This is a genomic window from Peterkaempfera griseoplana (genome assembly GCF_001418575.1).
GTDB lineage: Bacteria > Actinomycetota > Actinomycetes > Streptomycetales > Streptomycetaceae > Peterkaempfera > Peterkaempfera griseoplana.
The window spans coordinates 1-13,515 of sequence record NZ_LIQR01000351.1 but is presented as its reverse complement, the minus strand read 5'-3'; the positions used below and the strand labels follow the sequence as shown (position 1 = coordinate 13,515).

Below are 13,515 nucleotides of genomic sequence, written 5' to 3'. Positions count from 1 at the left end.
GCCGGGGACCTTCCCCAAAGCCGCGCCCGCGCCCCGCATCCCCGCGCCCCGCCACATGGTGATGGCGCTGGCGGTACGCCCCGAGTCGGTCCCGCTCGCCAGAGCCACCCTCCACCGGCTGCTCGCCGCCTGGCACGCCGACCCCGACGACGACACCGCCGCCGCTGCGGCCCTGGTGCTCAGCGAACTGGTGACCAACGGCATCACCCACGGCACCGCCCAGGAGCAGCAGGCCTCCTCGGTCACCCTCTCGGTGTCGCTGCTTCCGCCCCCCGGCCCGGGCGCCCCCCAGGTGCTCCGGCTCTCGGTGCACGACCCCGGACGCACCCGCCCGCAGCTCCGTCAGGCCGACGCCGACGAGGAGCACGGACGGGGACTGCTGCTGGTCGCCGCCACCACCGACCGCTGGGGCTGCGAGTCGCTGCCGGGCGACGGCAAGCGGGTCTGGGCGGAACTCGACCTGGTCCGGCCCGCACCGTCCGCCGACACGGCGCCCACCTGCCGCTCCCGCCACCAGGGCCTGGCTGGCGACTGACCGTACCGTCGAGCCCTGACCACACCGTCGAGCCCTAGCCGTACTGGCGAGCACGGCCGGTGTCCGGCAGCGCGGGCACCAGTACCGCCACCGGCGGCCGAAAGCCGATCAGGACCTCGTCCACCAGGGAGGCCAGCACCGCCACCGCCACCGCCGCCAGATGCTCCCGCCCGGCCAGATTGGGCAGCCCCGCGGCCTCGACGGCCATCAGCACCACCACCGCCGACCCGCTGAACCACGCCCTGACCCGCCAGGCGGTGCAGATCGCCAGCGCCACCACGGCGGCCGACGGGCCCACGTCCCGTACCGCCGCGTCGGCCGTCGGCAGCCCGAAGGGGCTCCCCGGGCCCAGGTCCACGGCCAGCCGCGCATAGAGGGTGCCGGCCACCGTGCCCGCGTACGCGACCAGCAGGGTCCGCCCCCGGCCCAGCACCAGCTCGGCCAGCCCGAAGACCACCAGCACCTGGACCAGCGCACCCCAGACCGGCAGGTCGAGCGCGGGGACGAAGAGCGACAGCGGAGTCCTGAGCAGCGACAACGCCAGCGGCTGGCTGCCGCGCACCACTCCGACGTCCTCCACCACCGCGGCCCCTCCGGGCAGCCGCTGCAGCAGGTCGAAACAGAGCACCAGCAGTGTCGCCGCGGTCGCGACCGGCAGGGCGGCGAGGCCGCGGCCCGCCAGACGCCCTCTCACGACCGCCCACAGCCTCCCCCACTCGGCAGCGGCGGCCCGTCGCAGTAACGGGTCCCGGGTCCTCCGCTGCACATCCCCCGTGCGGATTCTCAGGTTCACGGACACCTTCCCGAAGGTCCGATTCTCTTGTCCGTTCCACGCTAGGCGGCACCGGGCGCGTTTCCCTCGATCTCGCTACCCAGCTTCGGATCATCCTTCTGGCGGAGGGGCCCCGGACGACCCTTACGGATGACGGGTCCTCCGCCCCCCGGCGGAGGACCCCCGACTGCGGGCGACGGGCCCCGGGGGGACCCCGGCGACCTCGGGGGCGGGGCCGCCGCGGACCGGCCCGGAGTGGCGGCCCGGCGGCACCGGGGGCCTGCTCCGCCTCGGGAGGCGTACTTCGGAACCGCGAGGCCACCGGGTTCCCGCACCGTCGGATCACGACGGGCAGGCCCGGGGACCAGCCGGGCCGCGGGGGTGTGTACGACACGCGCTACCTTCCATGGTGGCCGCCGGGCGCCCGGGGAGGCTGCCTCCCGGTGGCGATTCACGCCCCCGCCGATCGGCGGGGGCGCGTCCACCACAGGCGGGAGGGGCAGCAGGGCCACCGCCCTCCTACCCTCATGAGGGGCCCTCACCGCCCCGCCACTCCCCAAGGAGGCACCGTGCCCATCCGGGTCGTCATCGTGGACGACGAGGTCCTGGTCCGCTCCGGTCTCGGCCTGATCGTCGGCTCCGCCCCGGACATCGAGGTCGTCGACACCTGCTCGGGCGGGTCCGCCGAGCAGTCGGTACGCACCCACCGCCCCGAGGTGGTGCTGCTGGACATCCGCATGCCGGACCTGGACGGCATCACCGTGCTCCGCCGGCTCCGCGCGCTGCCGGAACCGCCCGCCGTGTCGATGCTCACCACCTTCGACACCGACGAGTACATCGGCACCGCCCTGCGGGCCGGGGCCGCGGGCTTCCTGCTCAAGGACACCGCCCCCGACCAGCTGGTGCACGCCGTGCGGGTGCTGGCCGGCGGCGGCAACATCCTCTCCCCCGCCGTCACCGCCACCGTGATCGGCGGCTATGTCGGCGGCGGGCGGCCGGACGCTGAGGCCGCCGCCCAGGTCCGCTGCATGACCACCCGCGAGCTGGACGTGCTGGCGCTGCTGGGCGAGGGACTGTCCAACGCCGAGATCGCCGACCGGCTCTTCCTCGGCACCGGTACCGTCAAGGACCACATCAGCGCCATCCTGGGCAAACTGGGGGCCACCAACCGGGTCCAGGCCGCGGTGATCGCCCACCGCGCCGGGCTGGCCCGCAGCCAGGGCAGCGCCCCCGAGTGAGCGCCCGTACGACCGGCCGGGCCACGCAGCCCGCCCGCCGCGCCCGGATGCGCCGCTGGGCGGTCGCCGCCCCCGTGCTGCTGTCCCTGCTGGACGCCGCCCTGGTGGACGACCTCTCCAGGAGTCTGCAGACCGCCGCCTCGATCCTGGCGGCGCTGGCGCTGCTGCTCCGCAACCGGCGGCCGGTGCTGGTGCTGCTGCTCACCCTCCCCGGCACCTTTCTGAGCTTCATCTGGATCGCTCCGATGACCGCGATCTACAGCATCGCCGCCCGCCGCCGTTCGACGGCGGTCACGGTGGTCTCCGCCTCGCTCTTCGCCCTGGTGGAGTTCTTCCACTGGCCGATCAGCGACTACTGGCCGATCACCCTCGACCGGGAGACCGCCCTCTACGCCATCGAGTGCCTGATGCTGGCCGGCGGCCCCGCCGCACTCGGCCTGCTGGTCCGCACCCGCGCCGAGCTCGCGGTACGGCTGGACGAGCTGACCCGCGGCCGGCGCCGCGAACAGCTGCTGCTGGCCGAGGGCGTCCTGGCCACCGAGCGCGCCCGGCTCGCCCGGGAGATGCACGACGTGGTCTCCCACCAGGTCAGCCTGATCAGCATCCAGGCAGGTGCCCTCCAGGTCAGCACCGGCGACCCGGCGGCCAAGGAGTCGGCGCACACCATCCGGGAACTGTCGGTGCGCACCCTCGACGAGCTGCGCCACATGGTCGGCGTGCTGCGCGCGGCCGGCGGCACCACCCAGGACCTGACCCCCCAGCCCACCCTGGCCGACCTGCCGCGGCTGATCGACGACAGCGGCCTGGACGCCCACCGCGCGCTGGAGTGGGGCGGCCGGACCTGGCCGGAGGCGGTGGAGCGGGCCGCGTACCGGACCGTGCAGGAGGCGCTGACCAATGTGCGCAAGCACGCACCCGGCGCCCGGGTGACGGTGGCGGTACGGGCCGACGGCGACCTGCTGCAGGTCGAGGTGCGCAACGGGCCGCCGGACGGTACCGCCGACGCACCGGAGCTGCCCGGCGGCGGACACGGCCTGGTCGGCCTGCGGGAACGCGCCCAGCTGCTCGGCGGCACCCTGGCCGCCGGGCCCTGCGGTGAGGGCGGCTTCCTGGTCCGTGCGGCGCTGCCGATACTCCCGGAGACCGCCAGGCCCTGACCGCCGGGGCTCCGGAGCGGCGGAACTCCGAGGCCGCGAAGGGCAGCGACATGGGTGATCTGTGTCACTCCCGGAACGCTGCCCGTACGGTGCGGAACCGCCCGCCAGCCGGCGATACGGCGCCCGGTCCGGCGTCCGCTACTCCGGTAGCTGCACCCCACACGAGAAACGGGCCTCCGGGAGTGACTTCTGCCACTTCCGAAGGCCCGTTCCCGGTACCTCACTGTGCGCGAGGGGGGAGTTGAACCCCCACGCCCTTTCGGGCACTGGAACCTGAATCCAGCGCGTCTGCCTATTCCGCCACCCGCGCAAGGGTGTTGTCCTCAGATGCTACCGAACCGTCCTCGTCGGCACCAAGCCGGATTCTCTCCGCCCTGCCGCCGGTCCGAGTCCCTTCCGGGCGCCCCTTCCGACGTGGAAAACATTAGCACGTCAGCCTGGGTGCCATCGAATCCGTTGTCACGGGCACCCCAGGGCAGCCGTCCGGCGTGCCCGGGCGCCCCAGCGGGTAGGTGGCTCACGGCAAGCGCAGACAGTCCTCTCCCGTCGCAACTACCATCACTGCACGGAGACCTCGGCGCGACAAACGGATGAAGCCGGACGGGTGGCAGGTCTCCGGCCGGTGGCCCTTCCACCCGCGGTGGCATCCTGCGGATTGGGGGGTGTGCTCAAGCGCACCCCCGGGCAGAGCACAGCCGGGGAACCGTACGGATGCCTGCGGCGTGGATACGATCAGTAGGCAAGTACGCAGTACAGCGGATTGATATGAGCCCTGAGGAGAGGGGGTGCCCGTGGGAGTCCTGAAGAAGTTCGAGCAGCGGCTCGAGGGTCTCGTGAACGGCACCTTCGCCAAGGTGTTCAAGTCCGAGGTCCAGCCGGTGGAGATCGCCGGTGCCCTGCAGCGCGAGTGCGACAACAACGCCACCATCTGGAACCGGGACCGGACCGTCGTCCCCAACGACTTCATCGTGGAGCTCAGCCCGCACGACCACGAGCGGCTGAGCCCGTACGCGGGACAGCTCGGCCAGGAGCTCGCCGGGATGGTGCGTGAGTACGCGGACGCCCAGCGCTACAGCTTCATGGGTCCGCTCCAGGTCCACCTGGAGAAGGCCGACGACCTGGACACCGGTCTCTACCGGGTGCGCAGCCGCACCCTGGCCGGCAGCGAGTCCCAGGGGATGTCGCAGCAGGGCGGCCCCCAGGGCTACCAGCAGCCCGGCGGCTATCCGCAGCGTCCCCCGGCGTCGCCGGGCCAGCAGTGGCAGCAGCCCGGCGGCTACGCCGCGCCGCCCCCGCCCGCGATGCCCCCGCACGCCCCGGGCGGGGCGGGCGGCAACGTCCGCCAGCTGCCCGGTACCGGCGGCGGAGCCGGCGTCCGGCGCTGGATCGAGATCAACGGCACCCGCCACCAGCTCAGCGGCGGTGCCCTCGTCCTCGGCCGCTCGACCGAGGCCGACATCCGCATCGACGACCCGGGCGTGTCCCGCAAGCACGCGGAGATCCGTCCCGGTTCGCCCTCAATGGTCCTCGACCTGGGCTCGACCAACGGCATCGTGGTGGACGGACAGCACACCCAGCGCGCTACGCTCCGCGACGGCTCGCGGATCGTCGTGGGCAGTACCACCATCGTCTACCGGCAAGCCGAAGGGTAGAGCGGGGCACACATGTCAGAGCTGACCCTCACGGTCATGCGGTTGGGCTTCCTCGCCGTACTGTGGCTGTTCGTGATCGTCGCCGTCCAGGTGATCCGCAGCGACCTCTTCGGCACCAGGGTGACCCAGCGTGCGGCGCGGCGCACCGCCGCACCCGGATCCTCCCAGGCCGCGCGGCAGCAGAGCGCCAGGCCGCAGCCCCAGCAGCAGTCACGGCAGCGCCGCGGCGCCCCCACCCAGCTGGTCGTGGTGCAGGGCTCGCTCGCCGGGACGACGGTCGCCCTCCAGGGCCAGACCATCACCCTCGGACGCGCCCACGACTCCACCATCGTGCTCGACGACGACTACGCATCCTCGCGCCATGCCAGGATCTACCCGGACCAGAGCGGGCAGTGGATCGTCGAGGACCTGGGCTCCACCAACGGCACCTACCTGGACCGGCAGCGGCTCACCGCTCCCGCGCCGCTGCAGCCGGGGATGCCCATCCGTATCGGCAGGACCGTCATCGAGCTGCGGAAGTAGTAGCGCATGAGCCATCGGACCACGTCCACCGCGAGTGACGAGGCAGCTCGAGGGGAGGCGCACGCCGTATGACCCTTGTGCTGCGCTTCGCGGCCGGTTCGCACACCGGCATGATCCGGGAGCACAACGAGGACTCCGGCTACGCCGGTCCCCGGCTGCTCGCGGTCGCCGACGGCATGGGCGGCCAGGCCGCCGGCGAGGTCGCCTCCGCCGAGGTCCTCGCCACCATGGTCAAGCTGGACGACGACGTCCCCGGCGCCGACCTCCTCTCGCTGCTCGGCGACGCCGTGCAGCAGGCCAACGACCGGCTGCGGAGCATGGTCGAGGAGGACCCCCAGCTGGAGGGCATGGGCTGCACCCTCACCGCCATGCTCTGGACCGGCCAGCGGATGGGCATGGTCCACATCGGCGACTCCCGCGCCTATCTGCTGCGTGACGGCTCGCTCAGCCAGATCACCCAGGACCACACCTGGGTGCAGCGGCTGATCGACGAGGGCCGGATCACCGAGGAGGAGGCCGGGGCCCACCCCCAGCGGTCCCTGCTGATGCGCGCCCTCGACGGCCGCGGACAGGCCGAGCCCGACCTGTCGATCCGCGAGGTGCGGGCCGGCGACCGCTATCTGCTCTGCTCCGACGGCCTCTCGGGCGTGGTCAGCCACCAGACCCTGGAAGAGACCCTGGGGTCCTTCTACTCACCGCACCAGACCGTGCAGGAGCTGATCCAGCTCGCCCTGCGCGGCGGCGGCCCCGACAACATCACCTGCATCGTGGCCGACGTCCTGGACGTGGGCGACAGCGACACCATGGCCGGGCAGGTCAGCGACACCCCGGTGGTGGTCGGCGCGGTCGCCGACGGGCCGCCCACGATGACCGAGCACATGCTGCATACCCCGGCCGGACGCGCGGCCGGCCTCGGCCGGCCCGCCCCGCAGCAGCCGGGCGAGGGCGGCGCCGAGGGGTTCGGCGAGTTCGGTCCCGCCGACGGCTACGAGGCCTACGACGAGTACGACCTGGAGAAGCCGGACCGCCGCAGGCGCAGCAAGGGCGCCAAGTGGTTCAAGCGGTCGCTCGTCCTGGTCGTGGCGCTGGGCCTGGTGGGAGGCGGCGGCTATGTCGGCTGGCGCTGGACGCAGAAGCAGTACTACGTGGGCACCAAAGGGGACCATGTCGCGGTCTTCCGCGGGCTGAACCAGAACCTCGCCGGGCTGAACCTCTCCTCGGTCTACAAGGACTACCCGGCCATCGAACTGAAGTACCTGTCGCAGCTGCAGCAGGACCAGGTGACGAACACCATCCCCGTCGACAACGTGGACGACGCCCTCACCAAGGTCCAGCGGCTCGGCGACCAGGCCGCGGTCTGCAAGAAGGTGGCCCAGGGCGCCGTCCCGTCCACCGCCGCCACGCCGCCGGCGCAGCCCTCCGCCAGTCCCCGCCCCACCCCGCACGCCACCGCGACCGGAACCGTCGCGGCCCGTGCCGCGTATGTCCAGGGGACGGCGGTGCGTACCGCCGCGACACCCAGACCGGGTGCCAGCGGCAGCACGGGCGGCGGAGCCTCGCGGCAGCCCGTACCGAGCCAGTCGGCGACCGGCGGCACCGGCAACAAGCCGACGCTGACCGCCCCGGAGCAGGAGCTGGCGAAGTCGTGCACTCAGTAGTGGCAGGGGAGCGGCCGACGCCGTGAGCAGTTACGGATCGTCCAACAGCAGCAACAACACGACCATCACCCCCCAGGGGGCCCCGAACCGCAGGAACACCGAGCTGTTCCTGCTGATCTTCGCTGTCATGGTTCCGGTCTTCGCCTATGCGAACGTCGGCCTGGCCATGGACGGCTCGCTGCCCGCGGGCATGCTGGGCTACGGCTGCGGCATGGGCGGACTGGCCCTGGTGGCCCACCTGGTGATGCGCAGGTTCGCGCCGTACGCGGACCCGCTGATGCTGCCGCTGGCCACCCTGCTCAACGGGCTGGGCCTGGTGATGATCTGGCGGCTGGACAAGGCGGGGCCGCTGATCCCCAAGAACTACCCGGCGGCTTCCAACCAGCTGATGTGGTCGGGACTCGGTGTCGCGCTCTTCCTCGGGGTGCTGGTGCTGCTCAAGGACCACCGCATCCTGCAGCGCTACACCTACATCTCCATGGCGGTGGCCCTGGTGCTGCTGGCCGCCCCGGCCTTCTTCCCCTCACGGCCCGAGGACTTCGGCGCCAAGATCTGGATCCACCTGGGCGGTTTCTCCATCCAGCCCGGTGAGTTCGCCAAGATCATCCTCACCGTCTTCTTCTCGGGCTACCTGATGGTCAAGCGTGACGCGCTGGCGCTGGCCAGCCGCCGCTTCATGGGGCTCTACCTGCCGCGCGGCCGCGACCTGGGGCCGATCATCGTGATCTGGATCCTCAGCATCCTGATCCTGGTGTTCGAGACCGACCTGGGCAGCTCACTGCTCTTCTTCGGCCTCTTCGTGGTGATGCTCTACGTCGCCACCGAGCGCACCAGCTGGATCATCTTCGGCCTGCTGATGTCGGCGGTCGGCGCGGTCGTCGTGGCCAGCTTCGAGCCCCACGTCAAGATCCGCGTCAACGCCTGGCTGGACCCCATGGCCGCCTTCGGCCCGCACCCGCCGGCCGGAGCCACCGAGCAGATCGGCCAGTCGCTCTTCGCCTTCGGCTCCGGCGGGGTGATGGGCACCGGCCTCGGCCAGGGACGCTCCTGGCTGATCCTGTTCGCCACCAAGAGCGACTTCATCCTCGGCTCCTTCGGCGAGGAGCTGGGCCTGGCGGGGCTCATGGCCATCTTCCTGATCTACGGACTGCTGGTGCAGCGCGGGCTGCGCACCGCGGTCGCCGCCCGCGACCCGTTCGGCAAGCTGCTGGCGGTCGGCCTCTCCTCGGCCTTCGCCATCCAGGTCTTCGTGGTGGCCGGCGGCGTCACCGGCCTGATCCCGCTCACCGGTATGACCATGCCCTTCATGGCCCAGGGCGGCTCGTCCGTGGTCGCCAACTGGGCACTGGTGGCGGTACTGCTCAAGATCAGCGACACCGCCCGGCGGCCGGCTCCCGAACCCGCGCCGAGTCCTGACGCGGAAGCTACCCAGATAGTGCGAGCGTGAGGGGCATGACTCACACCGCAAAGAGGGGACCCATCGCATGAACAAGCCCATTCGACGGGTTTCCATCTTCTGCATGCTGCTGGTGCTGGCCCTGATGGTGCGCGCCAACTGGCTGCAGGGCGTGAAGGCCCACGCACTGGCCACGGACACCAACAACAAGCGGGTGCTCTACGACCGCTACGCGCACCCGCGCGGCAACATCTTCCTGGCCAACGGCAAGCCGATGACCAAGTCGGAGTTCGTCAACGGCCTGCGGTTCAAGTACAAGCAGTCCTGGACCGACGGCGAGATGTACGCGCCGGTCACCGGCTACTCCTCGCAGACGGTCGGCAACACCCAGATCGAGTCTCTCGAGGACGACTTCCTCTCCGGCAACGACGACCGGCTCTTCTTCCGCAACACCCTGGACATGCTGACCGGCAAGCCCAAGCAGGGCGGCAACGTCATCACCACCATCGACCAGAAGGCCCAGAAGGCGGCGTACGACGCCCTCAAGGGCAAGAAGGGCGCCGCGGTCGCCATCGACCCCACCACCGGCGCCATCCTGGCGATGGTCTCCACCCCGTCCTACGACCCCAGCAAGTTCGCCGGGCAGGACACCAGCGCGTACACCAAGTACCTCAGCGACCCCAACGGCCCGATGATCAACCGGGCGCTGAAGGAGACCTACCCGCCGGGCTCCACCTTCAAGATCGTCACCGCGGCGGCCATGTTCGAGAACGGGGCTCCGTACAACAACCCCAACGACCGGACGCAGACCCCGCAGGTCTACATGCTGCCGAACACCCACACGCCGCTCACCAACGAGTCCAAGTACGAGCCCTGCGCCAACGCCACCGTCCTGGTCGCCATGGAGTACTCCTGCAACACCGTCTTCGCCAAGATCGGCCACGAGGTGGGCAAGGACAAGCTGGCTGCCCAGGCGGAGAAGCTGGGCTTCAACAACGCCAAGGTCGACACCCCGGTCCGGGCCGCCGAGAGCGTCTTCCCGCGGGACTCCGACATCCCCGGCACCGCGCTGGACGCCATCGGCCAGCACAACACCCGGGTCACCCCGCTCCAGATGGCCATGGTCGCCTCCGCCGTCGCCAACAACGGCTCGCTGATGCAGCCCTACATGGTCGACAAGGAGCAGACCCCCGACCTCACCACCATCTCCCAGACCAAGCCCAAGGAGATGAGCCGCGCCTTCAGCCCGGAGACTGCGCAGAAGCTGCAGACGCTGATGCAGGGCGTGGTGGAGAGCAGCCACGGCACCGGCTACGCGGCCCGCATCCCCGGCGTCACCGTGGGTGGCAAGACCGGTACCGCCCAGCACGGTGAGAACAACAAGGAACTCCCCTACGCCTGGTTCATCTCCTACGCCAAGACCGGGGACACCCCCAAGGTCGCCGTCGCCGTGGTGGTGGAGAGCAACGAGGGCGACGACCGCGCCGGCATCGCCGGTGGCAAGCTCGCCGCACCCGTCGCCAAGGCGATCATGGAAGCCGTCACCGGGAAGTGACCCATCACTCACCGGGCCTCGCCGCGGCTGTCTCAGGACAGCCCTGTTCCCTGGGCCGACCTGCATGGATGGCACACCCGGGCATATGGGAACAGGTGGTGCACACCTGATACCGGTCTGGTATCGGGTGGTGCTGGCGGCGGGCTATCGCCCCCGGGACCGGTAGCGTATCCGCAAGCAGCGGTCTGTCTGCGGGTCGGTCCTGCGCCGTGGTCGGCGCAGGGAGCCGGACTGCGGGGCCCAACGTCACATCCTCATGCACAGGGTGAGGGAGAGGGCTGGGAGCTATGGAAGAGCCGCGTCGCCTCGGCGGCCGGTACGAGCTGGGTGCCGTGCTCGGTCGCGGCGGCATGGCCGAGGTGTACCTCGGCCACGACATCCGGCTCGGCCGCACCGTCGCCGTGAAGACGCTGCGGGCCGACATGGCCCGTGACCCGTCGTTCCAGGCCCGGTTCCGCCGCGAGGCCCAGTCGGCAGCGTCCCTGAACCACCCCTCCATCGTCGCCGTGTACGACACCGGCGAGGACTACATGGACGGGGTCTCCATCCCGTACATCGTGATGGAGTACGTGGACGGCTCCACCCTGCGCGAGCTGCTGCACTCCGGCCGCCGGCTGCTGCCGGAGCGCGCGCTGGAGATGACCATCGGCATCCTGCAGGCGCTGGAGTACTCCCACCGCAACGGGATCGTGCACCGCGACATCAAGCCGGCCAACGTCATGCTGACGCGCAACGGCACCGTCAAGGTGATGGACTTCGGCATCGCCCGCGCCATGGGCGACCAGGGCATGACCATGACCCAGACCGCCGCGGTCATCGGCACCGCCCAGTACCTCTCCCCCGAGCAGGCCAAGGGCGAGCAGGTCGACGCCCGCTCCGACCTGTACTCCACCGGCTGCCTGATCTACGAGCTGCTCGCCCTGCGGCCGCCCTTCGTGGGCGACTCGCCGGTGGCGGTGGCCTACCAGCACGTCCGGGAGGAGCCCCAGCCGCCGTCGGTCTTCGACCCCGAGGTACGCCCCGAGGTCGACGCCATCGTGCTCAAGGCGCTCGCCAAGGACCGCGACTACCGCTACCAGTCCGCCGACGAGATGCGCGACGACATCGAGCGCTTCCTCGACGGCCTCCCGGTCGCCGCGGCCCAGCAGGTCGCGGCCTTCGGCATGGGCGGCTACGACAACGGCTACGGCGCCGACCAGTACGGCGGCGGCCAGCCGACCACCGTGCTCTCCCCGCAGAACCCGAGCATGGCGGGCACCGCCATGCTGCCGCCGGTCGGCGGCCAGGGCGGCGACTACGGGGACGACGGCGGCTACGGCGGCCGGGCCAGCAACCGGCGGGGCCAGCCCAAGAAGAACAACACCTCGTGGATCGTGCTGGCCATCGCGGCGGTACTGGTCCTGGTGGGCTCCTTCTTCGTGGCCCAGGCGCTCTTCGGCGGCGGCTCCAAGACCCCCGACCCCAAGGTCCCCTCGCTGATCGGGCTGTCCATCAGCGACGCGGAGAAGCAGCTGGCCAACGGCAGCAGCGAGTTCAAGCTCAAGGAGGGCGACAAGGTCGCCTGCGAGCCGGACGTCGCCGCCAAGGGCACCATCTGCACCCAGGACCAGGCCGCGGACACCACCCTCGCGAAGGGCAGCACCATCACGGTGCACCTCTCCTCCGGCCCGGAGCAGGCCGATGTGCCCGACCTCGGCGGGATGACCCAGGCGCAGGCCGAGCAGCGGCTCCAACAGTCCGGCTTCAAGCTGGGCGAGGTCACCGAGAAGGCGACCGACGACGAGAGCCAGCAGGGCAACGTCCTCAACCAGCAGCCCGCCGCCAACCGGAAGGCCCAGAAGGGCTCCAAGGTCAACATCGTGGTGGGCAAGGCGCCGGACAAGGTCGACGCCGGGGACTTCACCGGCCAGGACGCCGCCACCGCCCAGCAGACGCTGGAGTCGGCAGGATTCCATGTCACGGTCACCAAGCAGGAGGACGCCAACAACGTCGGCAAGGTGATCAGCCAGTCGGCCAAGCACCAGCAGCCCAAGGGCTCCGACATCGAACTGGTCGTCGGTGAGCAGCCAGCGCAGGTCACGGTCCCGGTGCTGGGCGGCATGGGCCTCCAGGACGCGCTGAACCTGCTGGACAGCAAGGGCCTTCACGGTCAGGTGGTCAACGGACCTGGTGACACGAACTCGCAGGTGGTTTCCAGCGACCCCGGGGCCGGCACACCGGTCAACCCTGGTCAGCAGATCAACCTGACCATCCAGCCCGGCCCAGGTGCGGGCGCCGGTAACAACGGCGGCGGCGGCGGTCCCGCTGGGATCATCGGCGGCAACCCCGGCGGCTGACCAGGCCTGTGACTGAACCCCGTGGGGGCTGTGGACAACCTGTCCACAGCCCCCACGCCGCGTTCAGCGGCAGCAGCGGCGAGCGCGGCGGTGATCGTGCACCGCATGGTGCGCCCAGAGGGTGCACAGCGCGTCCAGGCGGCTGCCCACCTCCCGCAGGGCGATGTCCAGATGCGCCAGTCGGCAGCTCATGGCACCCATCACCCGGGCGTGGGACTGCAGCTGCCGGGCCACGGCCTCCTCGGCGGCCCGGCGGGCGACTTCGGCGATGCAGGAGTCCAGAGCCGCGGACGGCCTGGCCGCGTCGGCGAGGTCCAGCAGATGGGTGCGCACCTGGCGGGCCACCTCGCTGTCCCGCAGCAGCATGGCGACGTTGAGTACGGCCCGCCGGGGGAACAGCGCGAGCCCTCGCCCCGGCACGGAGCTTGGGTCCAGGTTGGACCTAAGGTATTCGTGCAGCTCAGGCCCTTGCAGCAGCACATAGCCATTGCCGGCCAGCTCTTCCCGATGCCGCTTGACGATGCTTTTGACGGCCTCCTCGCCCACCTCGAAGTAGTCGGCCACGAGACGGGTCGTGAGGTGGAGACCGTCCGGCAGCAGTTGCAGGGCCTTGACCCGGTTCAGGGCTTGGGTCCAGCCGGTGAGGCTGTCGCGCATGGTGCGTGATCCTCGAATCACGCACCATGCGCGACAG

Annotated in this window: 11 protein-coding genes and 1 tRNA gene; 9 read left to right on the top strand and 3 right to left on the bottom strand. The window is 71.0% G+C overall.

The window, feature by feature from the left end; genetic code table 11:
• Nucleotides 1–535: ATP-binding protein (locus AOK09_RS37065; protein ID WP_157876025.1), on the top strand; the 535-nt coding region annotated here is incomplete at its 5' end.
• Nucleotides 536–569: 34 nt separating this feature from the next.
• Here AOK09_RS37065 and AOK09_RS40385 read toward each other — a convergent pair.
• The gene (locus AOK09_RS40385; protein WP_063796062.1) at nt 570–1,229 is read right to left on the bottom strand and encodes a hypothetical protein; all 660 of its coding nucleotides are present in this window, start codon (nt 1,227–1,229) and stop codon (nt 570–572) included.
• Between the two features lie 647 nt (nt 1,230–1,876).
• On the opposite strand from AOK09_RS40385, the gene AOK09_RS24995 reads away from it, so the two are divergent.
• Together AOK09_RS24995 and AOK09_RS24990 are read left to right on the top strand one after the other, a co-directional pair.
• Entirely contained in the window at nt 1,877–2,545 is a 669-nt protein-coding gene (locus tag AOK09_RS24995; RefSeq protein ID WP_245687466.1) for a response regulator, read from the top strand.
• On the top strand, nt 2,542–3,702 hold the full coding sequence (locus tag AOK09_RS24990; protein ID WP_322973211.1) for a sensor histidine kinase: 1,161 nt from the start codon (nt 2,542–2,544) through the stop codon (nt 3,700–3,702). Before AOK09_RS24995 ends, AOK09_RS24990 begins: the two co-directional genes overlap by 4 nt.
• A gap of 226 nt (nt 3,703–3,928) precedes the next feature.
• Here the strand turns inward: AOK09_RS24990 and AOK09_RS24985 are convergent.
• Nucleotides 3,929–4,012: transfer RNA gene (locus AOK09_RS24985), tRNA-Leu, on the bottom strand.
• A 481-nt stretch (nt 4,013–4,493) separates the two neighbouring features.
• Here AOK09_RS24985 and AOK09_RS24980 point away from each other — a divergent pair.
• The 6 genes from AOK09_RS24980 (at nt 4,494) to pknB (ending at nt 12,821) form a co-directional block, all read left to right on the top strand.
• Nucleotides 4,494–5,354: an FhaA domain-containing protein gene (locus tag AOK09_RS24980; protein WP_055589497.1), complete on the top strand. Its 861-nt coding sequence runs from the start codon at nt 4,494–4,496 to the stop codon at nt 5,352–5,354.
• A gap of 12 nt (nt 5,355–5,366) precedes the next feature.
• Entirely contained in the window at nt 5,367–5,876 is a 510-nt protein-coding gene (locus tag AOK09_RS24975) for an FHA domain-containing protein FhaB/FipA (RefSeq protein WP_055589495.1), read from the top strand.
• Nucleotides 5,877–5,944: 68 nt separating this feature from the next.
• The gene (locus AOK09_RS24970) at nt 5,945–7,534 is read left to right on the top strand and encodes a PP2C family protein-serine/threonine phosphatase (protein WP_055589494.1); all 1,590 of its coding nucleotides are present in this window, start codon (nt 5,945–5,947) and stop codon (nt 7,532–7,534) included.
• Nucleotides 7,535–7,556: 22 nt separating this feature from the next.
• Nucleotides 7,557–8,981 carry an FtsW/RodA/SpoVE family cell cycle protein gene (locus tag AOK09_RS24965; protein ID WP_055589493.1) on the top strand — a complete coding sequence of 475 codons (1,425 nt, stop codon included), beginning with the start codon at nt 7,557–7,559 and terminating at the stop codon, nt 8,979–8,981.
• Between the two features lie 37 nt (nt 8,982–9,018).
• Nucleotides 9,019–10,485, top strand: coding sequence for a peptidoglycan D,D-transpeptidase FtsI family protein (locus AOK09_RS24960; protein ID WP_055589492.1), 1,467 nt, complete (start codon nt 9,019–9,021; stop codon nt 10,483–10,485).
• 287 nt (nt 10,486–10,772) lie between these two features.
• Nucleotides 10,773–12,821: a Stk1 family PASTA domain-containing Ser/Thr kinase gene (gene pknB, locus AOK09_RS24955; protein ID WP_055589491.1), complete on the top strand. Its 2,049-nt coding sequence runs from the start codon at nt 10,773–10,775 to the stop codon at nt 12,819–12,821.
• 63 nt (nt 12,822–12,884) lie between these two features.
• On the opposite strand, the gene AOK09_RS24950 is transcribed toward pknB, so the two are convergent.
• Nucleotides 12,885–13,478, bottom strand: coding sequence for a hypothetical protein (locus AOK09_RS24950; protein ID WP_055589490.1), 594 nt, complete (start codon nt 13,476–13,478; stop codon nt 12,885–12,887).
• Between the last annotated feature and the right edge of the window lie 37 nt (nt 13,479–13,515).

Excerpts from the sequence above, each read along its gene's own strand:
- AOK09_RS24975 (WP_055589495.1), top strand. The coding sequence starts at position 5,367 with ATGTCAGAGCTGACCCTCACGGTCATGCGGTTGGGCTTCCTCGCCGTA.
- AOK09_RS24970 (WP_055589494.1), top strand. The coding sequence starts at position 5,945 with ATGACCCTTGTGCTGCGCTTCGCGGCCGGTTCGCACACCGGCATGATC.
- AOK09_RS24960 (WP_055589492.1), top strand. The coding sequence starts at position 9,019 with ATGAACAAGCCCATTCGACGGGTTTCCATCTTCTGCATGCTGCTGGTG.
- pknB (WP_055589491.1), top strand. The coding sequence starts at position 10,773 with ATGGAAGAGCCGCGTCGCCTCGGCGGCCGGTACGAGCTGGGTGCCGTG.
- AOK09_RS24950 (WP_055589490.1), bottom strand. The coding sequence starts at position 13,478 with ATGCGCGACAGCCTCACCGGCTGGACCCAAGCCCTGAACCGGGTCAAG.